The organism is Piscinibacterium candidicorallinum (genome assembly GCF_047549485.1).
GTDB lineage: Bacteria > Pseudomonadota > Gammaproteobacteria > Burkholderiales > Burkholderiaceae_C > Piscinibacterium > Piscinibacterium candidicorallinum.
Genome location: NZ_CP180191.1, coordinates 2,860,372 through 2,880,569 on the forward strand (window position 1 = coordinate 2,860,372; position 20,198 = coordinate 2,880,569).

Consider the following 20,198-nt stretch of genomic DNA (forward strand, 5'->3'; position numbering starts at 1 on the left):
TTGAATGCGCTGGATCGCGGCATGGGCGAAAATAACGGGTTTTCCGGCGCGCATCACGTGCTGCGCCGCCCAATGGGCCGCTGCAGCCTGCAGCCGCCCCGATCGCCCAGACCCCTTCCCGGCGCGCATTGAGCCCCCTTCAGCCGCCTGAGCACTTGCAGCCATGTCCGAACAGATCCAGAAAGAAGTCCAGCGTCGCCGCACGTTTGCGATCATCTCCCACCCCGACGCCGGCAAGACCACGCTCACTGAAAAGCTGCTGCTGTTCGCAGGCGCGATCCAGATCGCTGGCAGCGTGAAGGCGCGCAAGGCCAGCCGCCACGCCACGTCCGACTGGATGGAGATTGAAAAGCAGCGCGGCATCTCGGTGGCGTCTTCCGTCATGCAGATGGAATACCGCGACTGCGTCATCAACCTGCTGGACACCCCGGGCCACCAGGACTTCTCTGAAGACACCTACCGCGTGCTCACCGCTGTGGACGCCGCGCTGATGGTGATCGACGCCGCCAACGGCGTTGAGCCGCAGACCCGGCGCCTGCTGCAGGTCTGCCGTGCGCGAAATACGCCCATCCTGACCTTCATCAACAAGATGGACCGCGAGGTCAAGGCGCCGCTCGATCTGCTCGATGAGATCGAGCGCGAGCTCGGCATGGCCGTGGTGCCCTTCACCTGGCCGGTGGGCATGGGCAAGACCTTTGCGGGCGTGATGGACCTGCGCGCCGACCAGATGCGCGTGTTCTCCGCCGGCGAGGATCGCCTTCGGAACGATGATGAGATCATCGCCCCGCTGGCCAACCCGGCGCTGGATGAGCGCTTCGGCGACGACATGCTCGATGCCCGCAACGACGTGGAGCTGGTGAGCGAGGCCACGCCGGCGTTTGACAGCGAGGCCTTCCTTGCCGGCAAGCAGACGCCGATGTTCTTTGGCAGCGCGATCAACAATTTTGGCGTGCGCGAGATTCTGGACGCCCTCGTGGAACTCGCCCCGCCGCCCGGCGAGCGCAGCACGATCCAGCGCGTGATCGAACCTACCGAGAAGAAGTTCAGCGGCGTGGTGTTCAAGATCCAGGCCAACATGGACCCGGCCCACCGCGACCGCATTGCCTTTGTGCGCGTGGCCAGCGGCCACTTCGAGCGTGGCATGAAGCTCAAGGTGGTACGCAGCGGCAAGGAACTGAAGCCCAATACGGTGGTGAGCTTTTTGTCCCAACGGCGCGAGCTGCTGGACGACGCCTTTGCCGGCGACATCATCGGCATCCCGAACCATGGCGTGCTGCAGCTGGGCGACACGCTCACTGAAGGCGAGAGCCTGCAGTTCACGGGCCTGCCCTTTTTCGCGCCGGAAATGTTCCGCAGCGTGGAAGTCGCCGACCCGCTGCGCACCAAGCAGCTGCGTGCCGGGCTGACGCAGCTGGGCGAAGAAGGCGCGATCCAGGTGTTCCGACCCATGGCGGGCTCCATCCTGCTGCTGGGTGCCGTGGGCCAGCTGCAGTTTGAAGTGGTGGCGCATCGCCTGGAGCACGAATACGGTGTGAAGGCGCGCATCACCCCCAGCCGCTACACCCTGGCGCGCTGGATCACCTGCGACGAAGCCGATGGCGGCGAACGCGAGCTCAAGCGCTTCATCGATGCCAACCAGCATCGCCTCGCGCACGATGCGGTGGATGCCGTGGCCCTGCTGGTGGACTACGCCCACGAGCTGCGTGCCATCGAGCAGAACTGGCCCAAAATCAAGTTCCACGCGCTGCGCGAGCATGCGGGCCTGGTGTTCCAGAAGCGGCTGGATAGTTGATCAGACCCGCCGCAGTCGACCCCACGATTCCGGTGGTGGGTCTACCTGCATGCGGGTTTCAGACGTAACGAAATAGTCCGTTACGGCGGTAACGCAACCATCCTGGCCACGGGCTCTCTAGCAAGAGGTACGCGTACGTATCTCAACGCTCAACATGAGGAGAGCCCGATGCAACGAAGCACACGCATCTGCATGATCCTGGCCATCACCGCCACCGCATGGGGCGTGCAGGCCCAGACGAACTACGGCCAGCCGCAGTCGCCACCCCAGGCCCCGGCCGACACGCCGCGCAGCATGCCGGCCAAACCGGCCGCCAAGTCCGGCATACCGGGCAGCGGCGAGGGCGTGGTCCAGCAGGTCAACCGCGACGCCGGCACCGTCACGTTCATGGGCGGGCGCACGATGAAGGTCCGCGACCCCATGCTGCTCACCGACATCAAGGCTGGCCAGCGGATCGAGTTCCGCATGCAGGACATGGATGGCGGTCCGGTGATCGTGGCGCTCAAGGTGCTGGGCTGACCGCTCAACACACGCAAGCGCCCCACCCCTGCGCCGTGCGAATGCTGCGTGGCGCAGGGGCGAGCCGATGCACGGGCACAACGAGTGACGAAATGTCATCGGCCAGTATGACGAAGTTGCGTGCAAATGGCCGCAGATGCAACAAGCGAGCCGACCTGCTTACCGGTACTGACACCTTGACGGCTGTTCGTCGCGATACGAACACCTACAGTAACAAGCATTGATGCGCCATTCGAGCGCAAGGATCCGGACACCGCTTTGTCCGACGCTGGAGACCCCATGCGGCACATCAACCGCTGTTTCGCCGTGGCTGCGGTCGCGCTATCCACGCAGATCGCCTTTGCCCAAGCCACCCCCGCGCCCGCGCCTGCCGCGCCGGCTGCGCAGCCCAACGAACGCACCGCTGCGCGCGACCGGCTGTTCATGCGCATCCCGATCGGCCTGCGCGGCGATGCCATCATCGTCTCGATTGATCTGAAGGCCGGCACCGTCACCCTGGACGGCGGCATGGTCATGAAGATCAAGTCGCCCGAGGTGGTTGAAGGCATCACGCCGGGTCTGCGCGTTGAGTACGGCGTGGAAGAGACCAAGGCGGGGCTGGTCATCATCGCGATGCGATCGATCAGCTGAGCACAAGCGCTCCGGTTTCAGTTGCGATCGATTGCGCTGCGGCCGTGCCGGGCGCAGCCACTGCACAGCTAACGCACCGTTACTTTTCCGCGCTGCGCGGCAGTCAGCGCTGCGCGAATGAGTCGCGTTGTTCGAGCACAAGGGCGCGCGGACCATGCCGCCCCATGCCGAACTGGACCAGGGGAACACCATGAACATTCGCTCCATGCTTGGCCTGCTTGCGTTGACCACGGCGGCACTTGCCGCGCCGGCGCAGGCACAGAACTACAACATCACCATCAGCGGCGAGATCACGCCCGGCGTGTACGGTCGAATCGATCTGGGCAACCGCCAGCCGCCGCCGGTGGTGTATGCCCAGCCCGTGCTGATCCGCCCGGTGCCGGTGGGTGTGATCGCTCCGGCGCCGATGTACGTATATGCACCGCCGGGGCACATCAAGAAGTGGGGCAAGCACTGCCACCGCTACAACGCCTGCGGCGTGCCGGTCTACTTCGTGCGCGTGGATGAAAAGCGCGGCAAGGGCAAGGGTCACGGCAAGGACCACGGCCGCTGGGACGACGATCAGGGCCGCGGCCGCGACTGATCCGGGTTGCCAAGGTCCAAAGCAAACGGCGCCTCGATCAGGCGCCGTTTGCGCTTTACGAGTGATCGCCTAGGTCAGCAGCCACACCGCGCCGGAGAAGCTCAGGAAGGCCAGGGCTGTGGACGCGAGAATGATGCGTGCAATCCGGCCGTTGTCGGCGCCATAGCGCTCGGCCAGCAGCGATACGTTTGAGGCCGACGGCAGCGCCGCGGCGAGCGCCAGCACGATGACCGAGAAGCGGTCCACCGGCCAGCCCAGACGCATGGCATTCAGGCCGACCACCAACACCAGCAGCGGATGGATGAAGAGCTTGATGGCGGCCACCGGCAGGTAGTCCACCAGGGGCGTGGGCTTGCCCGTTTCATTGCCGACACGCTGCGCCCTCGCCAGCACGGCGCCGATGGTGAACAGCGCCACCGGCGAGGCGGAATCCCCCAGCAGGCCCACGGCCTTGGCCAGCGGCGCCCAGAGCTGGACCTGCTGCCAGGAGACCAGCGCCCCCAGGCCGATGGCCCAGGGCAGCGGGTTGGTCAGCGCACCACGCAGCGCCCGCCCGAAGGCCGCCCAGCCATGGCCGCGGTGACCGTCGAGCTGCGCAATCGCCAGCGCGACCGAGCTGGTGAGCACCAGATCCACCAGCACGGTGAGAATGACCGGCCCGGCCGCCGCCGTGCCCAGCAATGCCACAAGCAGCGGCACGCCCATGAAACCGGTGTTGGGGAACACAGCCACCAGCGCGCCGAAGGACGCATCCTTGAGCCCCACGCGGGCTGATCGCGTCAGCAGGATGGTGGCGCCGAGCAGCAGCAGGGCGCAGGCAGCGTAGATCGCCATCAACGGCAGGTTGAACAGCTGCGCCACCGGCAGCCCGGCGCCGAAGCGGAACAGCATGCAAGGCAGCGCAAACCACAACACGTAGGTGTTCAGGCCGGGAATAGCGGCCTCGGGCAGCAGGCCGCGCCGGGTGGCCAGGTAGCCCGCAAGAACGAGCGCAAAGAAGGGAAAGGTGACGGCGAGAATGGCCTGCATCGCCGCGCTTTGTAGCTCAGTGCCTGCAGTGGCTGGCCGCACGTCCGCGGCAGTTCAGCCTGACGGGACGGGGCATGAATTCAGTTTCGGCCATCGAGAATTGAGATGAATGAAAACCGCCTTTCCGCTTGTTCAAAGCGCTATTTCAGCCGATATTGAGCCTTATGCACAATCAAAAAGCGACATTTTTGGCCAAAAAAGTGAAAACAGGCCGCGATGCGGCCTGTTCAGCTTGGGTTGGGCAGCGGGGCTGGCAGCCCGCGCTCAGATCGCCTGCTCGCCGGTCTCGCCCGTGCGGATGCGGATCACCTGCTCCACGGGCTCCACGAAGATCTTGCCATCGCCGATCTTGCCGGTCTTGGCGGCAGAAATGATTGCCTCGATCGCACGTTCCACCAGCGCCTCGGCCACCACTACCTCGACCTTGATCTTGGGCAGGAAGTCCACGGTGTACTCGGCACCGCGGTACAGCTCGGTGTGACCCTTCTGGCGGCCGAAGCCCTTGACCTCGGTGACGGTCAGGCCCGTGACGCCGACGCCGGCGAGACCCTCGCGCACTTCGTCGAGCTTGAAGGGCTTGATGATGGCGGTGATGCGCTTCATGGTCGGTCTCCTTGTCGGTGGCTGTGCAGCTATTCGGTAAAGCGGTTCGTGATGGGGTAGCGCCAGTCGCGCCCGAAGCCGCGATGCGTGACGCGAATACCCACCGGCGCCTGACGGCGTTTGTACTCGTTGTTCTTGATGAGTTTCACGACGCGGCGCACCGTGGCCTCGTCATGCCCCTCGGCCAGCATCTCAGCCACCGAGGCGCGCTCTTCCATGTAGCGGCGGATGATCGCGTCCAGCACCTCGTAGGGCGGCAGGGAGTCCTGATCGGTCTGGTTCTCGCGCAGCTCGGCCGAGGGCGCGCGCGTGAGGATGCGCTCGGGGATCACCTCGCCGCCGGGCTGAGCGTTGCGCCAGGCGCACAGGCGGTACACCAGCGTCTTGAGGATGTCCTTGATGACTGCGTAGCCGCCGGCCATGTCGCCATACAGCGTGCAGTAGCCCGTGGCCATCTCGCTCTTGTTGCCGGTCGTCAGCACGATGGAGCCATGCTTGTTCGACAGCGCCATGAGAAGAGTGCCGCGGATGCGGGCCTGCAGGTTTTCCTCGGTGGCGTCTTCGGGCAAGCCGGTGAATTCGGTGGCGAGGGTCTTGCGGAATGCATCGAAGCAGTCGGAGATGGGCAGCTCGTCATAGCGCACGCCAAGGCGCTGCACCATCTCGCGACTGTCCAGCCAGCTGATCTCGGCCGTGTATCGCGAGGGCATCATCACCGCGCGCACCTTGTCTGCGCCCAGCGCATCCACCGCAATGGCCAGGGTGAGCGCGGAATCCACACCGCCACTCAGGCCGATGATGGCACCGGGAAAGCCGTTCTTGCCAAGGTAGTCCGTCACGCCGAGCTTAAGCGCGCTGTAGACCTCCTCTTCCTCGCACAGATCAGGCGCGCAGGAACCGGGCTGCGGCTCACCGGTCTTGATCGCGACGTACTCGATGCCCTCGACAAACTGCGGCATCTGCACCATGACTTCGCCGCGCGCGTTCAGGCAGAAACTGCCGCCGTCGAACACGAGCTCGTCCTGGCCACCCACCAGGTTGGCAAATACGCAGGCCATGCCCTGCCGGCTCACGTTGGCGCGCACCACGTCCTTGCGGGTGTGGATCTTGCCCATGTGATAGGGGCTGCCGTTGGGCACGAGCAGGATGTCGGCACCCGCGGCACGTGCTGCCTCGGGTGCGTAGGGAAACCAGATGTCCTCGCAGATGTTGACGCCAAATCGGATGCCGTTGATCTCGAAGACCACGGGCCGCGCATCCGGGGTGAAGTAGCGCTGCTCGTCGAACACGTCGTAGTTGGGCAGGTCGTGCTTGTGGTAGCGGGCGACCACCTTGCCCTCGGCAATCACGCTGCAGCTGTTGAAGCGCTCGCCTTCGCGCTGCACCGGATGGCCCACCAGGATGTGCAGGCCGGGCAGGCTGCTGCTGGCCTGGACGATGCGCTCGAGCGCGGCGTCGCTCGCCACATAGAAGGCGTCTCGAAGGAGCAGGTCTTCGGGGGAATACCCGGTCAGAGACAGCTCCGGGGTGAGAAGTACATTCGCCCCGTGCTGATGCGCCGTGCGGGCCGCGGTGATGATGCGGTCCGCATTGGCTTGCAGCGCCCCCACCGTGACGTTGATCTGAGCGATCGCAACCAGCGCTTTCATCAGAACGTGCTTCTCCGCTTGTTATCTTGCGCGCCGCCGCCCCACGCGATCCATCACGCATGACGAGGTCTGAGAAAAATTATCGCACGCAGGTGATACCCGCCCTGGCGGGGTATGAGACCGCGTGGGACGCACTGGTTGAACACGCTGCAGGCGGGCATGTGATGCTGAGCAGCGCGTATCTGGGCACGATGGAGCGCACGGGTTGCGTGGGTGGGCGCAGCGGCTGGAGCGCACAGCATCTGCTGCTGTGGGATGGCGATGAACTCGCCGCAGCCTGCCCGCTGTACGTCAAGGCGCACAGCTACGGCGAATACGTCTTTGACTGGGCCTGGGCCGATGCCTACGAGCGCAGCGGCCTGCCCTACTACCCCAAGCTGCTCTGCGCGCTGCCCTTCACACCGGTGCCCGGCGCACGCCTGCTCGCACGCGATGACGCGGCGCGAGCGGCGCTCGTGGACGTGCTGACGCAGGCCATGGACGACAACGCGCTGTCCTCCGTCCATGTGCTGTTTCCTGATGACGCATCAGCCGCCACGCTGCAGGCCGCAGGCTGGCTCAAGCGCAGCGGCGTGCAGTTCCACTGGACCAATGCAGGCTATTCGCACTTTGATGAGTTCCTTACACAACTCAGTCAGAAGAAGCGCAAGAACATTCGTGCGGAGCGCCGCGCGGTGCATGAGCATGGCCTGCAGTTCGATTGGCTGGATGGCCGAAGCGCGCAGCCGGAGCACTGGCGCTTCTTCTACCGCTGCTATGCCAACACCTACCGCGAGCATCACTCCACGCCCTATCTGAACGAGCGCTTCTTCCTCGAGTTGGCCGAGGCTTCTCCGGACAAGGTGCGGCTGTGCATGGCGCGCGATGCGACCAGCCCGATCGCCGCGAGCTTCTTCATCTGCGATGCCGGCCGCCTTTATGGCCGCTACTGGGGTGCGATGCGCTTTGTGCCGCTGCTGCACTTCGAGCTCTGCTACTACCAGGCCATCGAGTACGCCATTGCGAAGAAGCTGCAGGTCTTTGAAGGCGGTGCGCAGGGCGAACACAAGATGGCCCGCGGCCTGATGCCGGTGCCCACCTGCTCTTTTCACCGGCTCGCGCATCCGGAGTTTGCGCAGGCCATCGAACGCTTCCTGGCACGTGAGGCCGGCGGCATCGATCAGTATCTGGATGATCTGAACGAACGCACGCCGTTCAAGCGCAGATCGTCAGTGGAGCAAAAATGAAGACGGCGCACCGCGGGTGCGCCGTGTGCAGCAAAGCGTCTGATCAGATCAGAACGCAGGCTTGTCCTTGGCGGCGTTGTAGCCCGCCACGCCGCTCAGGATCTCCTGCTTGGCGGCCTCGGGGCCATCCCAACCGACAACCTTGACCCATTTACCCTTTTCCAGGTCCTTGTAGTGCTCGAAGAAGTGCTGGATCTGGGCCAGACGCTCCGGGGCGATGTCCTCGTGCGTCTTCCAGTGCTTGTACCAGGGCAGCACCTTGTCCACGGGCACGGCCAGCAGCTTGGAGTCGCCACCGGCCTCATCCGTCATCTTGAGCACACCCAGCGGGCGGCAGCGCACCACCACGCCAGCCACCAGCGGGAAGGGCGTAATCACAAGCACGTCCACGGGGTCACCATCGTCGCTGATGGTGTGGGGCACGTAGCCGTAGTTGCAGGGGTAGTGCATGGCCGTACCCATGAAGCGATCCACGAACAGCGCGCCCGTTTCCTTGTCGACCTCGTACTTGATCGGGTCGGCGTTCTGCGGGATCTCGATGATGACGTTGAATTCGTCCGGCAGGTTCTTGCCGGCGCTGACGCGGTCCAGTGCCATGAGTATTGTCCGAAGGGAGAGTGAAGAAACCGGTGCGGTGCCGCTTCTGCCTTGCACCGCGAGTACCCGCCGGGCCGGAGAGCCGCGCACTGAGCGCGCCGCCGAACGTGTACTCGAATCGCTCGCTAGTGTAGTCGCACGTGCTGCAGCGCAGCAGCCGGTTCAGCCTTGCGGCACGACGGGATCGCACCAGGGCAGCTGCGTCCCGCTCAGGTGAGCCCAGAGCACCAGCGCGCTGGCGATCACGAGCATTAAGCCGGTCAAACGCATGACTTGCCGCTCCATGACGAGCGCACTGCCGCCCTGCGCGGACCATTCGGCCACCTTTCGGATACCGAGCCCCAGGCTGAGCATCGAGACGCTGGATGCCAGTGCAAACACAGCCATGAGGGCAAAGCCGCCCTGCCAGGTGCCAGCCAGCACAGCCAGCCACAAGGCCGCATGCAGCTGGCCGCAGGGCAGGATCAGCAGCGAAGCGCCACGAAGGCTCTCTACACCCCGGCGCGCACGACCTGACGGATTGAAATTGATGGGCCGCGTACTGCCTAGCGCCGAGAGGCGCCGTGGCCACTGCCCCCGCACCATGAGCCAGAGCCCCAGCCCGAGCGCGCCCACCTGCAGCACCGTCCAGAGCGGACCGATCACACTGGTAGATCGCAGCACGCTCCACGTGATCTGGCCGAACGCGCCTGCAATGACGCCGGCCGCGCTGTAGCTCAGCCAGCGGCCAAGGTGCCGCTGCGCCGCCACGCCTGCGCCAGGCGTCCCCACCAGGTGATTGCCCAGCCAGGCCGAACACATGCCGGCGCAATGCAGCCCTCCCGCCAAGCCGAGCAAGGCGGCGGCAATCAGCAGGGAGCTTGAGGGCATGGTGCCGGAGAAGCCGTCTGCGTCGCGCGGCTCAGATCAGACGGGCGCGCGGACTCATGGCCACGCTGGTGCGCACATAGCGGTCGAAAACCATCGCAATGGCGCGTACGAAAAACCACCCCAGCTCGGTCACCCTCAGGTAGTCGGGCTCAATGCGGATCAGGTTCTCCGCTTCGAAGGGGGCGAGCTCCTGCAGCTCGCTTGCGAAGGCCTTGCGAAAGTCCACCAGATGCGCCTGCTCGATGGACTCGAAGCTCACTTCACCTTGGCACATGAGCGCCATGATGATGCTGCGCCGAACGAGATCGTCGCGAGAGAGGACAATGCCGCGCATCACTGGCAGATTGCCTGTCTTGAGCGCCTCTTGGTAACCCTCGATGTCGCGGTGGTTCTGGCTATAGATCGCGCCCAGCTTGCTGATGGCCGAAACACCCAGAGCAATCAGATCGCACTCCGGGTTGGCGGTGTAGCCCTGGAAGTCCCGTGTCAGAAGGCCCTGGCGCTTGGCGCGGGCCAAGGCGTCCTGCGGCAGCGCAAAGTGATCCATGCCGACATAGTCATAGCCACCCGTCGAGAACGCGGCGATCGCTTGCGCGAGCATCGTCACGCGGTGAGCAGCAGGTGGCAGCTCCGACTCGTGAATACGACGCTGCGGCTTGAAGCGCTGCGGCATGTGCGCATAGGCGTACAACGCCACGCGATCCGGACGCAGCGCGATGATGCGTTCGATCGTGCGCGCAAATCCGGCCGGCGTCTGCCTGGGCAGCCCGTAGATCAGGTCGATGTTGATGGAGTCGAAGCGCAGATCGCGCGCTGCGCGCATGAGCTCGGCAATCTCGGCCTCGCTCTGGACTCGATGCACGGCCTCCTGAACGGCCGGGTCGAGATCCTGCACACCGAAGGAGATACGGTTGAATCCCAATCGGCGCAATCGTTCGAGCCGTGCGCGATCCACCGTGCGGGGATCGACTTCGATCGCCCGCTCAGCATGAGGCGTAAATTCAAATGCGCTGGACAGACGCTCGATAAGCAAGGCAAGTTGACTGTCGTCCAGATAGGTCGGAGTGCCGCCGCCAAGGTGCAATTGGCCAGCGCGGGCGCGCTCGCCGATGCGCTCTCGCCACAATTCGACCTCGCGAAACAGGCTGTCCAGGTACGGCGTTGCCCGCTCCTTGTGCTTGGTGACGATCTTGTTGCACGCGCAGTAGTAGCAAAGCGACTCACAGAACGGGATGTGCACGTACAAGGCGACCGGGCGAGCAGACCAGCTGTCACGACGGTCTTCAATGGCGGTGTGCAAAGCACGTCCGTCAAAGGCCTCCACGAAGCGATCCGCGGTCGGGTACGAGGTGTATCGTGGTCCGAAGCGATCAAACCGGGCGAGCAGGTTCTCGGCCGGCAGGGCGTGCGATTCGGCACACAATGGGCTTGCCGGTGACTGCGTTGCATGCATCAGAGGATCGATCCGGGTCAGAGGTGCGGACATAGAGGAGATGAGCCATCAGGCCGCGACGACTTGCCGCAGCACACCCCGAGATCAACCGTTGACCTGAGACTGCTCTGATCTACGCTCGACCGAGGGAAGAAGGACTTCGGTTCAATGTGCCATTGCTCAGTCGATGCGACGTTGACTCATGTCAAGGCATCGTAAGGACCGATCGGTAAATTGGAGTCAGGACGATTTGGGTCATCAGCCTCAGAGCTGAATAGCCCGGCCGGAAAGAGCCACGTCCGACCACGCAGGAGGGTCTATGTACAAGCAAAGCGAACGCAGCTCTGCCGCCGTTCTGGCGGATCACACCGATGCCTGTCCAAACCAGGCAAGCCCATCCCACACATCCAGCACGGGCCATGTGGCCTGCTCAAGCTGCAACCTGCGCGAGATGTGTCTGCCTACGGGGCTGTCACGGGAGGATCTCGGCAAGGTTGAGGCCGTCGTCAATCAGCGTCGTCGCATTGCGCGCGGGCAGGCGCTGTATCGCAGCGGCGATGACTTCAATGCCATCTACGCCATCCGCTACGGCTTCTTCAAGGCGCAGGTCGCGAGCCCCGACGGGCGCGAGCAAGTCACGGGCTTCCTGATGGCAGGAGAGCTGCTGGGCATGGATGGCATCGGCACGGAGCGGCATACGGTTGACGCAGTTGCTCTGGAAGACTCCGAGGTGTGCGTAATGCCCTTCTCGCAGCTGGAGACGCTGAGCCGCGAAGTCAATGGCCTGCAGAGGCAGCTGCACCGGGTAATGAGTCGCGAGATCGTGCGCGAAAACGGCGTGATGATGCTGCTTGGCACCATGCGTGCTGAAGAGCGACTGGCAGCCTTTCTGATCAATTTGACTCAACGCCTGAAGGCACGGGGCTTCTCGTCGACCGAGCTGGTTCTGCGCATGACGCGTGAGGAGATCGGGAGCTACCTTGGTCTCAAACTCGAGACCGTGAGTCGCACGTTTTCGCGTTTCCAGGACGAAGGCCTCATCGAGGTCAAGCAGCGTCACGTGAAGATTCTTGACGCCGATGGTCTACGCAGCTTGTTCAGCTCCGAGGCAGCAACTGCGCATTGAAGACGCGGCGCGCCCATTGAAGCCCCGCCATACACGCGGGGCTTTCTCTTTCGCGGAGCGATTTAGTCGCTCACTTTTGGCGTTTGCGCCGAGCGCCTCAGGCTCACAGCCGCACCCGGCGCATGACCAGAATGCCGCCTAGAGCACTCAACGCGCACGCGGCCCAGTACATCAGGAAAACAAGCGAATAGATGGCCGTCCGGCCGAAGCCGAGATCGTGCCCGAGCCAGTGCACGTCCAGCGGATCCACCATCAAGAAGGTCAACACTTCAAGCACACCAGCAGCGACGAACGACGGCCAGAGCACCGCGCCTAGGAGCACGCGCCGCCGAACTTGTGCTGCGTCGGGTCCTGCATGTGCATACGAATCGGGCGCGCTGTCGACGTCTGAGGCCTCGCTGCTCATGATGCGATCAGCGGGTGGCAAGTGAATCAATCTCCAGGACCTGGCCATCTACTGGCCCGGCTCGTCGCGACAGGCGCCAGTCCTGCGCGGCAAGGGTCGCAGACCACTGGCCGCGCTGAATGGCGGCCGCTGGCGCCCAATAAGTGCGGGACTGTAGCCCGCTGTCAGTCGCGCCGGCTGGGCATCGCCCGCTCGCATCTGCTGTCAGGGATAGGGCGTAATCGAGCTCACGACGCGCAATGTGAGCAAAGCGCAAGCTCAGGACCTCGTTTGCGCCAGGCAGCGTTTCACCTTGCAGGTGTGCGCACACACCGCCAGGCCGCTGAGTCACAAAGATCCCCATCCGAAGCTGAGCCGCACGCTGGCGGGCAGTGGTGTCCTTGTTGATCTCGACCCCGCGCTTGTAATAGTTGTCATCGACCAGCGAGTCCGCACCCGTCTTGGCGACGGTCAGCATGACGACGCCGAGACAGATCGCGAGCACTGGGATGCCTGCCACCATCCACACATAGGGCTCGCGCCAAGGGGGGCGCTGCGCTGCGCTTTCTGGATTCATGCTCTGCTCCTTCATCTGTAGTCGATATGCCCCGGTTCAGGGGCGCGCCACGTAGAACACGGCCTTCTCGGTCACCTGCTCGGAACCGTCCGCGCTTCGGATCGTGAACGTGATGGCGTGCGAACCCGGACTGACTGCCTTCAGGCTGCTCTCCGGCAAGCGCAGGCGGACGGGATGGAACTTGGTCTGCGCGGCAAGCATGTCGAAACGCGACTCGCTGCTGATCTCGATCCCCGGCAAGCCGGCGACGTCCACTAGAAAGGCGCGCGGCCGCTCGGCGGTGTTCATGATCTGCAGGCGATACACGTTCTCGATCGATCCGTCGCCACTGAGGCGTGCCAGGGCATTTCGGTCACGCACGACGTCGACCTTGAAACTGGTGCGATTTGCCAGCCCCCATCCAAGAGCAAGCACGAGCAACACAAGAATCGAACCGTAGACCAGGGTGCGCATTCGGAAGACATGGCGCCACATCTCGGCGCCAAAGCGTCGGCTGGTCATCGCGTGCTCTGTGGCGTAGCGAATCAGCCCGGGCGCATAGTTCATCTTGCTCATCACTTCGTCACAAACATCGATGCAGCCAGCACAGCCGATGCACTCGTACTGAAGCCCCTTGCGGATATCAATGCCTGTCGGACAGACCGCCACACAGAGGCCGCAGTCGATGCAGTCGCCGAGGGCGGCTTGCTTCGGGTCCACCTTGCGACCGCGCGAACCGCGTGGCTCACCACGCGTCGTGTCGTAGGTGATGATCAGCGAGTGTTTGTCGAGCATCGCGCTCTGGAATCGGGCGTATGGGCACATGTACTTGCACACCTGCTCGCGCATGAAGCCCGCGTTGCCCCAGGTCGCAAAGGCGTAGAACAGCACCCAGAAGAGCGCCCAGCCCCCAATCGTCAGCGAAGCGATGGAGCCAACAAGCTCGCGAATCGGCACGAAGTAGCCCACAAAGCTCACCCCAGTCCACAACGCCAAGGTGATCCAGAGACCTTGCTTCGCAGCCTTGCGCCAGACCTTGTTCAGACTCCAGGGAGCGGCGTCGAGCTTGCGGCGTGCGTTCGCGTCGCCCTCGATCCACCGTTCGATGTACATGAACATCTCCGTGTACACGGTCTGTGGGCAGGCATAGCCACACCACAAACGACCCGCAACTGCCGTAAAGAAGAACAGCGCGTAAGCGCAAACAACCAGCAGCCCCGTGAGAAAGATGAAGTCCTGGGGCCAGAATACGTAGCCGAACAAATAGAAGCGCCGCGTCGCCAGATCAAAGAGCAGCGCTGGTCGGTCATTCCACAGCAGCCAGGGTGCTCCATAGAACACCAGCTGGGTCAACACAATCAACAGCACGCGCCATCGCGCGAACCAGCCGCTTACGGCACGCGGATAGATCTTCTTGCGCGCCTCGTACAGCCAGACAACCTGCTCCTTGGGGGGCGCAGCGCCACCCAAGGCTGCAGGTGAATTGCTTGTACCCGCCGAAGCGGGCTGTGCGGCTTGGATCAATCCCTCGCTCATCAACGTGCCGCAACAGACTGGCGGCTGCCTCCACCCGAGAGCTTGATCACGTAGGCGGTAAGCACTTCGATCTGCGGCTTGCTCAGGCGGCTCGCCCACGCGGGCATCGCATTCTGCCGACCGTTCTTGATCGTGTAGAAGATGCTGTCCAGCGACCCGCCATAGATCCAGGTGTTGTCCGTGAGATTCGGTGCACCAAGTGCCGTGTTGCCCTTGCCGTCCGCACCGTGGCAGCCGACGCAGCCGGCCGACATCCACTTGCCCTTGCCACGGGCTATCGCCAGCTCATCACCGGATTTGCCCGACAAAGACTGCACGAACTTGGCCAGATCCGTGATGTCCTGATCGGTCCCGACAGCGGCACTCATGGGAGGCATGAGTCCCTTGCGACCATCGGCAATCGTCACACGTACCGCTTCCGGGCTGCCGCCCCAAAGCCAGTCGGCGTCCGCCAGATTGGGGAAGCCCTGCGCACCTCGGGCGTCCGAACCGTGACATTGGGCGCAGTTGTTCAGGAACAAGCGCTCAGCGATAGCCATGGCCTTGGGGTCCTGCTGGAGCTGCTCCGGGGTCTGCTTCAGGAAGCCGTCGTAGAGCGGTGCGAGGCGCTGCTCAGCCGCAACCATCTCGGCCTTGTAGGCACCCGACTGGCTCCACTTCAGGCTGCCGTCATGCATGCCAAGACCTGGGTAGTAGTAGAGGTAGGCAATCGAAAAGACGAGCGTGATGATGAACAGCCCGACCCACCAGCGTGGCAAAGGGTTGTTCAGTTCCTTGAGATCACCGTCCCAGACGTGGCCTGTCGAGTTGTCGTCAGCCATTTTCTTGACGCGTGAGCTGAACATCAGCAGCAGGAAGCATGCGGCGATACCCAATACGGTCGCCAGCGCAATTGCGATGCCCCAGAAGCCGGAAACGAAGTCACTCATTGTTGTTCTCCCTGGGTACTTGCTGCCATTCGTGGCATCGGTCGAGAAGCGCTTGTCGAACTTTCGTCCTCAAGCACTGCGCGTGCATAGCGATCGAGTCGCTCGCGCCGGCTTGGCAGAAAGTTCCAGATCAGCAGCGCAACGAAGAGGCTGAAGCACAGCACCGTGAACAAGCTGGCGTAGGTGTTGAAGTCCATGATGTGCCCTCACTTCACCGATGTGCCGAGAACCTGCAGATAGGCCACCAATGCGTCCATCTCGGTCTTGCCCGCGACTTCGTCCTTGGCCTTCTTGATTTCCTCATCCGAGTACGGCGCACCCAGCTTTCTAAGTGTGGTCATGTGTGCGGCCACCGATCCCGCATCGGCAGGATTGCGTGCCAGCCACGGGTAGGCGGGCATGTTGGATTCGGGAACAAGATCGCGCGGATTGATGAGATGGATCTTGTGCCACTCATCGCTGTACCGACCCCCGACTCGAGCGAGATCCGGGCCTGTACGCTTGCTGCCCCACTGGAAGGGGTGGTCGTAGACAAACTCCCCGGCGACCGAGTAGTGCCCATAGCGGAGCGTCTCGGCGCGGAACGGGCGAATCATCTGCGAGTGGCAGTTGTAGCAACCCTCGCGGATGTAGATGTCCCGGCCGACCACCTGCAGTGCGGTGTAAGGCTTGAGGCCGGCTACCGGCTCCGTGGTGGAGCGCTGGTAGAACAGCGGAACGATCTCCACCAGGCCGCCAATAGCCACGACCAACAGGATCAGGACGATCAGCAGGACGTTCGAGGTCTCGATCTTTTCGTGATTGAACATGCTCATGATTTCCCCCGAAGTCAGGCGTGCGCAGGCGCAGGGATGGCAACGACCTCACGCTTGCGGCCGCTGATCGTCATCCACACATTGACCGCCATTAGCACCATGCCGGCGAGGTAGAGCACGCCACCGAGCAGGCGCACGACATAGAAGGGGAAGGTGGCCTTCACACTCTCGACGAAGGTGTAGGTCAATGTGCCATCTTCATTCACGGCGCGCCACATCAGTCCCTGCATCACCCCGGCGATCCACATCGCGGCGATGTAGAGCACGATGCCGATCGTCGCGGTCCAGAAGTGCAGGCTGATGAGATCCTTGCTGGCCATTTCCGTGCGGCCGACCATGCGCGGGATCAGGTAATACATGGCGCCCATCGACACCATGCCCACCCAGCCCAGAGCGCCCGAGTGCACGTGGCCCACCGTCCAGTCTGTGTAGTGCGACAGCGCGTTCACGGTCTTGATGGACATCATCGGACCTTCAAACGTGCTCATGCCATAGAAGGACACCGAGACGATCAGGAAGCGCAGCACGGGATCGTCACGCAGCTTGTGCCAGGCCCCGGACAGCGTCATGATGCCGTTGATCATCCCGCCCCAGCTAGGTGCGAGCAGGATCAGCGAGAACACCATGCCCAGCGACTGGGTCCAGTCAGGCAGCGCCGTGTAGTGGAGATGATGCGGGCCAGCCCACATGTAGGTGAAGATCAGTGCCCAGAAGTGCACGATCGACAGCCGATATGAATACACAGGCTGGTTGGCTTGCTTGGGGATGAAGTAGTACATGATCCCCAGGAAGCCCGCAGTAAGGAAGAAGCCCACGGCGTTGTGGCCGTACCACCACTGGACCATCGCGTCCTGCACGCCCGCGTAAGCCGAGTAGGACTTCATCGGACCAGCGGGGAGTGCCGCGCTGTTCACGACATGCAGCAGCGCGACCGTCAGGATGAATGCACCGAAGAACCAGTTGGCGACATAGATGTGCTTGACCTTGCGCACCGCCAATGTGCCGAAGAAGTTCACCGCATACGCCACCCACACCAGCGTGATCGCAATGTCGATCGGCCACTCCAGCTCCGCGTACTCCTTGCCGGACGTGTAGCCCAGCGGCAGGGACACTGCTGCAGCGACGATGATGGCCTGCCAACCCCAGAACGTGAACGCTGCGAGCTTGTCAGAAAATAGGCGCACATGGCACGTACGCTGGACGACGTAGTAGCTCGTCGCAAACAAGGCACAACCACCGAATGCGAAGATCACTGCGTTCGTATGCAGCGGCCGCAGGCGACCGTAGGTCAGCCACGGAGTGTCAAAGTTGAGCTGCGGCCAGGCGAGCTGTGCGGCGATCACGACGCCCACCAGCATGCCCACCAAGCCCCAGACGATCGTCATCACGGCGAACTGCATGACGACTTTGTCGTTGTAGACCCCTGACCCCATGTGCGGAGCCGCGGTTGGTTGGACTGTGTTCAAGGTCTGCTCCCAGTGTGTGGGGGCATTCTTCGTGATGTCGCGCTCGATTGCGTTGACTGAAGTCAACTCCGACGAGGGTCGAAGCCGAAGGTGTTTACTTGACCTGCGACCTTTGTTCGCACGCGTCAGTTGCGGCCCCTGCGGAGCAACTCAGATCAAGCAGTTGCGCGCCCACAGTCTCCAGGTCATCGAACTGTTCGCCTTCAACAGCCCAGACCAACAACGCGGCAACACCGAAGACCAGCGCAACCGACATAGGAATGAGCAGATAGAGGATCTCCATGCTCAGGGCTCCGCGACGGCCTTGGACTCAACCGGGATACGCGAAATCCGCCAAGCGTTGGCGAGCACCAGCAACGAGCTGGCAGCCATGCCAACACTTGCCCATCCCGGGCTGATCCAGCCCCATACAGCTAAAGGAACGCAGACCACGTTGTACCCAAGCGCCCAGACAAGATTCTGGTGAATGATTCTGATGGTGGTTTGGGCAGTTTTGCGAAGCAAAGCGATGCTCGACAGTCGCTCGCCCAAGATGACCAAGTCCGCTGCAGCCTGCGTGGCGGGCGCGCCGGTCACCAAGGCGGCGGACACATCGGCGCCTGCGAGCAGGGGCCCGTCATTCAGGCCATCTCCTACAGCGAGCACCACCCGGCCACCATGCTGCAAGGACCGGAGTTCGGCCAGCTTGCCCTCCGCGCTCAAGCCACCGTGCACGCCATCGACGCCGAGCTCGCGCGCTAGCCGCTTCGTCTGGTCCGGACTGTCACCGCTGAGCACGGACACAGCTAGCCCCTCGCGATTCAAGGCTCTTACCGTCTCCAGCGCCTCGCTACGAATCCGCTCGCTGAACTCAATCAATGCGACGCGCCCTTGTTCGTCCCGAAGCTCGCAGTGCACACCGCCGCCCGGAAGAATGGAGCCCCCTGCCGGCTTGCCAAATTGATAGCGGCGGCCGGCAACCGTGCCTTCGACACCAACTCCAGGGATCTCCCGCTGCTCGCTCGCTCGGGGCAAGTCACCCTGTACTTCGGAACGCTGTCTGAGCGCGGACGCGATGGGATGGAACCCCTGCCCTTCGAGGGCTGTGGCGATCTGCAGCGCCTCAGAAGAGCTCAGAGTGCTCGCCGGGGCAACGAACACTCGCTCTACGCGGAGCGCATCTGCGCTGAGTGTGCCCGTCTTGTCGAACACCACATGTGAGACCCTTGCGAGCTGCAACAGGGCTGCAGGCTTGCGCAGGTAGACGCCCAGCCGCGCGAGGCGACCCACAGCCGCGAGCATGGCAGCTGGCGTCGCAAGCGACAGCGCACAAGGGCAAGTCACCATGAGTACAGCAATCGCGACACTCAGCGCACGATCCGTGTCATGTGGCCACCAGTACAGCATCCCGAGTGCGGCGCACAGCAGCACCCCGGCAAGAAAGTACGGCGCCCAACGATCAGCGCGGTCGATCGCAGTGAAACGTGCCGCAGACACACGCCTCATGAGCGTCGCAATCTCGGCGGCACGCGTCGAGGCACCAAGCGCATCGACGCGAACTCGGATCTGAGCCGACAAGTTCACCGTGCCTGCATGCACGCGGTCGCCCGACTTCCGAGCGACCGGCATCGATTCGCCGGTCAGGATCGACTCGTTCAACGCCGAATGACCCTCCTCAATGCGACCGTCGCCGGGAACGACTGCACCGGCACTGACCAGAACAAGGTCGCCCTCGCGCAAGGCCTCCGTATCGACTGACTCGATGCGTTCTGCGCCGGTCACGTCCATCACAATCCGTTTGGCGTGACCTGCAACCACGCTCGACAGGCGCTCGACGCGTGACTCCAGCGCATGCTGTCCGCGCAGGAGCAGATAGCGCACCGTCAGAACCAGCGCAACAAACATCGCAAGACTGTCGAACCACACCTCGCCCTTGCCACTGAAGGTTGCATGTGTGCTCGCCACAAAGGTCAGCACGATCGCTGCGCTGACGGTGACATCCATGTTGATGGTGCGGCTGCGAAGACCGCTCCATGCCGCTCCGAGGATTGGCGAAGCCGCTACGAGAATGACTGGCAGACTCAGAATCCACTGCGCCCATCGCAGCAGGAAAGCATGGTCAGGAAGCAGTTCTCCGGGCGCAGTCTGGTATGCAGGCCATGCATACATCATGATCTGCATCATGGCCAACCAGGCGATTCCAGTGCGCCAGAGCAAGGCCTTCCGGATGGTGCGGCGGGCTTGCTCCTGGCTAGGGGCATCGGATGCTCGCGGCGAGTACCCGAGAGTTGCGATCAACTCGGAAATTCGAGCCGCACTGATGCGTGCCGGTTCGAACTCGATCAGGGCCTGGCGCGTCAGTGCATTGATCTGCACGCTGCGGACGCCCGGCTGGGGCCGCAGGAGATCGCCGATGGCCACGGTACAGGCACCGCAAACGACCCCGTCAATCACCAAGGCGAGTTCCCGGAGCGGC

21 protein-coding genes are annotated in these 20,198 nt (G+C 63.3%); 6 read left to right on the plus strand and 15 right to left on the minus strand.

From position 1 onward, the window contains the following. Positions 1–163 precede the first annotated feature (163 nt). From ACMDW7_RS13035 to ACMDW7_RS13050, 4 genes are all read left to right on the plus strand, one after another. The gene (locus tag ACMDW7_RS13035; protein WP_377303973.1) at positions 164–1,792 is read left to right on the plus strand and encodes a peptide chain release factor 3; all 1,629 of its coding nucleotides are present in this window, start codon (positions 164–166) and stop codon (positions 1,790–1,792) included. A gap of 168 nt (positions 1,793–1,960) precedes the next feature. Further along, positions 1,961–2,311: a hypothetical protein gene (locus tag ACMDW7_RS13040; RefSeq protein ID WP_377303971.1), complete on the plus strand. Its 351-nt coding sequence runs from the start codon at positions 1,961–1,963 to the stop codon at positions 2,309–2,311. Between the two features lie 279 nt (positions 2,312–2,590). Then, positions 2,591–2,941, plus strand: a complete 351-nt coding sequence (locus tag ACMDW7_RS13045; RefSeq protein WP_377303969.1) for a hypothetical protein — start codon at positions 2,591–2,593, stop codon at positions 2,939–2,941. A 190-nt stretch (positions 2,942–3,131) separates the two neighbouring features. Then, the gene (locus ACMDW7_RS13050) at positions 3,132–3,524 is read left to right on the plus strand and encodes a hypothetical protein (RefSeq protein ID WP_377303967.1); all 393 of its coding nucleotides are present in this window, start codon (positions 3,132–3,134) and stop codon (positions 3,522–3,524) included. Positions 3,525–3,593: 69 nt separating this feature from the next. On the opposite strand, the gene ACMDW7_RS13055 is transcribed toward ACMDW7_RS13050, so the two are convergent. From ACMDW7_RS13055 to ACMDW7_RS13065, 3 genes are all read right to left on the minus strand, one after another. Further along, positions 3,594–4,553, minus strand: a complete 960-nt coding sequence (locus ACMDW7_RS13055; protein ID WP_377303965.1) for an AEC family transporter — start codon at positions 4,551–4,553, stop codon at positions 3,594–3,596. Positions 4,554–4,817: 264 nt separating this feature from the next. Then, complete coding sequence (locus tag ACMDW7_RS13060; RefSeq protein WP_377303963.1) at positions 4,818–5,156, minus strand: P-II family nitrogen regulator; 339 nt, start codon at positions 5,154–5,156, stop codon at positions 4,818–4,820. Positions 5,157–5,185: 29 nt separating this feature from the next. Further along, entirely contained in the window at positions 5,186–6,805 is a 1,620-nt protein-coding gene (locus ACMDW7_RS13065; RefSeq protein WP_377303961.1) for an NAD+ synthase, read from the minus strand. A gap of 59 nt (positions 6,806–6,864) precedes the next feature. On the opposite strand from ACMDW7_RS13065, the gene ACMDW7_RS13070 reads away from it, so the two are divergent. Further along, entirely contained in the window at positions 6,865–8,031 is a 1,167-nt protein-coding gene (locus ACMDW7_RS13070) for a GNAT family N-acetyltransferase (RefSeq protein ID WP_377303959.1), read from the plus strand. A 48-nt stretch (positions 8,032–8,079) separates the two neighbouring features. Here ACMDW7_RS13070 and ppa read toward each other — a convergent pair whose 3' ends face one another. The 3 genes from ppa to hemN all read right to left on the minus strand — a co-directional run bounded on the left by ppa (position 8,080) and on the right by hemN (position 10,951). Then, on the minus strand, positions 8,080–8,628 hold the full coding sequence (ppa, locus tag ACMDW7_RS13075) for an inorganic diphosphatase (protein ID WP_054126950.1): 549 nt from the start codon (positions 8,626–8,628) through the stop codon (positions 8,080–8,082). Between the two features lie 162 nt (positions 8,629–8,790). Continuing rightward, positions 8,791–9,498 carry a sulfite exporter TauE/SafE family protein gene (locus ACMDW7_RS13080; RefSeq protein ID WP_377303957.1) on the minus strand — a complete coding sequence of 236 codons (708 nt, stop codon included), beginning with the start codon at positions 9,496–9,498 and terminating at the stop codon, positions 8,791–8,793. A gap of 31 nt (positions 9,499–9,529) precedes the next feature. Further along, positions 9,530–10,951, minus strand: a complete 1,422-nt coding sequence (gene hemN, locus ACMDW7_RS13085) for an oxygen-independent coproporphyrinogen III oxidase (protein WP_377303955.1) — start codon at positions 10,949–10,951, stop codon at positions 9,530–9,532. Positions 10,952–11,249: 298 nt separating this feature from the next. On the opposite strand from hemN, the gene fnr reads away from it, so the two are divergent. Continuing rightward, the gene (gene fnr / locus ACMDW7_RS13090; RefSeq protein ID WP_377303953.1) at positions 11,250–12,056 is read left to right on the plus strand and encodes a fumarate/nitrate reduction transcriptional regulator Fnr; all 807 of its coding nucleotides are present in this window, start codon (positions 11,250–11,252) and stop codon (positions 12,054–12,056) included. Positions 12,057–12,159: 103 nt separating this feature from the next. Here fnr and ACMDW7_RS13095 read toward each other — a convergent pair whose 3' ends face one another. The 9 genes from ACMDW7_RS13095 to ACMDW7_RS13135 all read right to left on the minus strand — a co-directional run bounded on the left by ACMDW7_RS13095 (position 12,160) and on the right by ACMDW7_RS13135 (position 20,143). Beyond that, the gene (locus ACMDW7_RS13095; RefSeq protein ID WP_377303951.1) at positions 12,160–12,462 is read right to left on the minus strand and encodes a hypothetical protein; all 303 of its coding nucleotides are present in this window, start codon (positions 12,460–12,462) and stop codon (positions 12,160–12,162) included. 7 nt (positions 12,463–12,469) lie between these two features. Continuing rightward, positions 12,470–13,018, minus strand: coding sequence for a FixH family protein (locus ACMDW7_RS13100; protein ID WP_414859561.1), 549 nt, complete (start codon positions 13,016–13,018; stop codon positions 12,470–12,472). 36 nt (positions 13,019–13,054) lie between these two features. Then, positions 13,055–14,533, minus strand: coding sequence for a cytochrome c oxidase accessory protein CcoG (gene ccoG / locus ACMDW7_RS13105; RefSeq protein ID WP_377303947.1), 1,479 nt, complete (start codon positions 14,531–14,533; stop codon positions 13,055–13,057). Continuing rightward, positions 14,533–15,462, minus strand: a complete 930-nt coding sequence (gene ccoP, locus ACMDW7_RS13110) for a cytochrome-c oxidase, cbb3-type subunit III (protein WP_377303945.1) — start codon at positions 15,460–15,462, stop codon at positions 14,533–14,535. Before ccoP ends, ccoG begins: the two co-directional genes overlap by 1 nt. Further along, positions 15,459–15,659, minus strand: a complete 201-nt coding sequence (locus ACMDW7_RS13115) for a cbb3-type cytochrome oxidase subunit 3 (protein ID WP_377303943.1) — start codon at positions 15,657–15,659, stop codon at positions 15,459–15,461. Before ACMDW7_RS13115 ends, ccoP begins: the two co-directional genes overlap by 4 nt. Before the next feature lie 9 nt (positions 15,660–15,668). Continuing rightward, positions 15,669–16,277: a cytochrome-c oxidase, cbb3-type subunit II gene (ccoO, locus tag ACMDW7_RS13120; protein WP_377303941.1), complete on the minus strand. Its 609-nt coding sequence runs from the start codon at positions 16,275–16,277 to the stop codon at positions 15,669–15,671. A gap of 14 nt (positions 16,278–16,291) precedes the next feature. Next, a complete protein-coding gene (ccoN, locus tag ACMDW7_RS13125; RefSeq protein WP_377304281.1) occupies positions 16,292–17,710 on the minus strand; it encodes a cytochrome-c oxidase, cbb3-type subunit I in 1,419 nt (472 codons plus the stop codon). A gap of 127 nt (positions 17,711–17,837) precedes the next feature. Further along, positions 17,838–18,026 (minus strand): cbb3-type cytochrome oxidase assembly protein CcoS, encoded by a 189-nt coding sequence (gene ccoS / locus ACMDW7_RS13130; protein WP_377303939.1) that lies wholly within the window; start codon positions 18,024–18,026, stop codon positions 17,838–17,840. A gap of 2 nt (positions 18,027–18,028) precedes the next feature. Further along, on the minus strand, positions 18,029–20,143 hold the full coding sequence (locus ACMDW7_RS13135; protein WP_414859562.1) for a heavy metal translocating P-type ATPase: 2,115 nt from the start codon (positions 20,141–20,143) through the stop codon (positions 18,029–18,031). Between the last annotated feature and the right edge of the window lie 55 nt (positions 20,144–20,198).

Coding starts and splice junctions, on each gene's coding strand:
- ACMDW7_RS13040 (WP_377303971.1), top strand. CDS start 1,961: ATGCAACGAAGCACACGCATCTGCATGATCCTGGCCATCACCGCCACC.
- ACMDW7_RS13070 (WP_377303959.1), top strand. CDS start 6,865: ATGACGAGGTCTGAGAAAAATTATCGCACGCAGGTGATACCCGCCCTG.
- ccoN (WP_377304281.1), bottom strand. CDS start 17,710: ATGGGGTCAGGGGTCTACAACGACAAAGTCGTCATGCAGTTCGCCGTG.
- ccoO (WP_377303941.1), bottom strand. CDS start 16,277: ATGAGCATGTTCAATCACGAAAAGATCGAGACCTCGAACGTCCTGCTG.
- ccoP (WP_377303945.1), bottom strand. CDS start 15,462: ATGAGTGACTTCGTTTCCGGCTTCTGGGGCATCGCAATTGCGCTGGCG.
- ACMDW7_RS13060 (WP_377303963.1), bottom strand. CDS start 5,156: ATGAAGCGCATCACCGCCATCATCAAGCCCTTCAAGCTCGACGAAGTG.
- ACMDW7_RS13045 (WP_377303969.1), top strand. CDS start 2,591: ATGCGGCACATCAACCGCTGTTTCGCCGTGGCTGCGGTCGCGCTATCC.
- ccoS (WP_377303939.1), bottom strand. CDS start 18,026: ATGGAGATCCTCTATCTGCTCATTCCTATGTCGGTTGCGCTGGTCTTC.
- ppa (WP_054126950.1), bottom strand. CDS start 8,628: ATGGCACTGGACCGCGTCAGCGCCGGCAAGAACCTGCCGGACGAATTC.
- ACMDW7_RS13065 (WP_377303961.1), bottom strand. CDS start 6,805: ATGAAAGCGCTGGTTGCGATCGCTCAGATCAACGTCACGGTGGGGGCG.
- ACMDW7_RS13100 (WP_414859561.1), bottom strand. CDS start 13,018: ATGAATCCAGAAAGCGCAGCGCAGCGCCCCCCTTGGCGCGAGCCCTAT.
- ACMDW7_RS13050 (WP_377303967.1), top strand. CDS start 3,132: ATGAACATTCGCTCCATGCTTGGCCTGCTTGCGTTGACCACGGCGGCA.
- ACMDW7_RS13080 (WP_377303957.1), bottom strand. CDS start 9,498: ATGCCCTCAAGCTCCCTGCTGATTGCCGCCGCCTTGCTCGGCTTGGCG.
- fnr (WP_377303953.1), top strand. CDS start 11,250: ATGTACAAGCAAAGCGAACGCAGCTCTGCCGCCGTTCTGGCGGATCAC.
- ACMDW7_RS13055 (WP_377303965.1), bottom strand. CDS start 4,553: ATGCAGGCCATTCTCGCCGTCACCTTTCCCTTCTTTGCGCTCGTTCTT.
- ccoG (WP_377303947.1), bottom strand. CDS start 14,533: ATGAGCGAGGGATTGATCCAAGCCGCACAGCCCGCTTCGGCGGGTACA.
- ACMDW7_RS13035 (WP_377303973.1), top strand. CDS start 164: ATGTCCGAACAGATCCAGAAAGAAGTCCAGCGTCGCCGCACGTTTGCG.
- ACMDW7_RS13115 (WP_377303943.1), bottom strand. CDS start 15,659: ATGGACTTCAACACCTACGCCAGCTTGTTCACGGTGCTGTGCTTCAGC.
- hemN (WP_377303955.1), bottom strand. CDS start 10,951: ATGCATGCAACGCAGTCACCGGCAAGCCCATTGTGTGCCGAATCGCAC.
- ACMDW7_RS13095 (WP_377303951.1), bottom strand. CDS start 12,462: ATGAGCAGCGAGGCCTCAGACGTCGACAGCGCGCCCGATTCGTATGCA.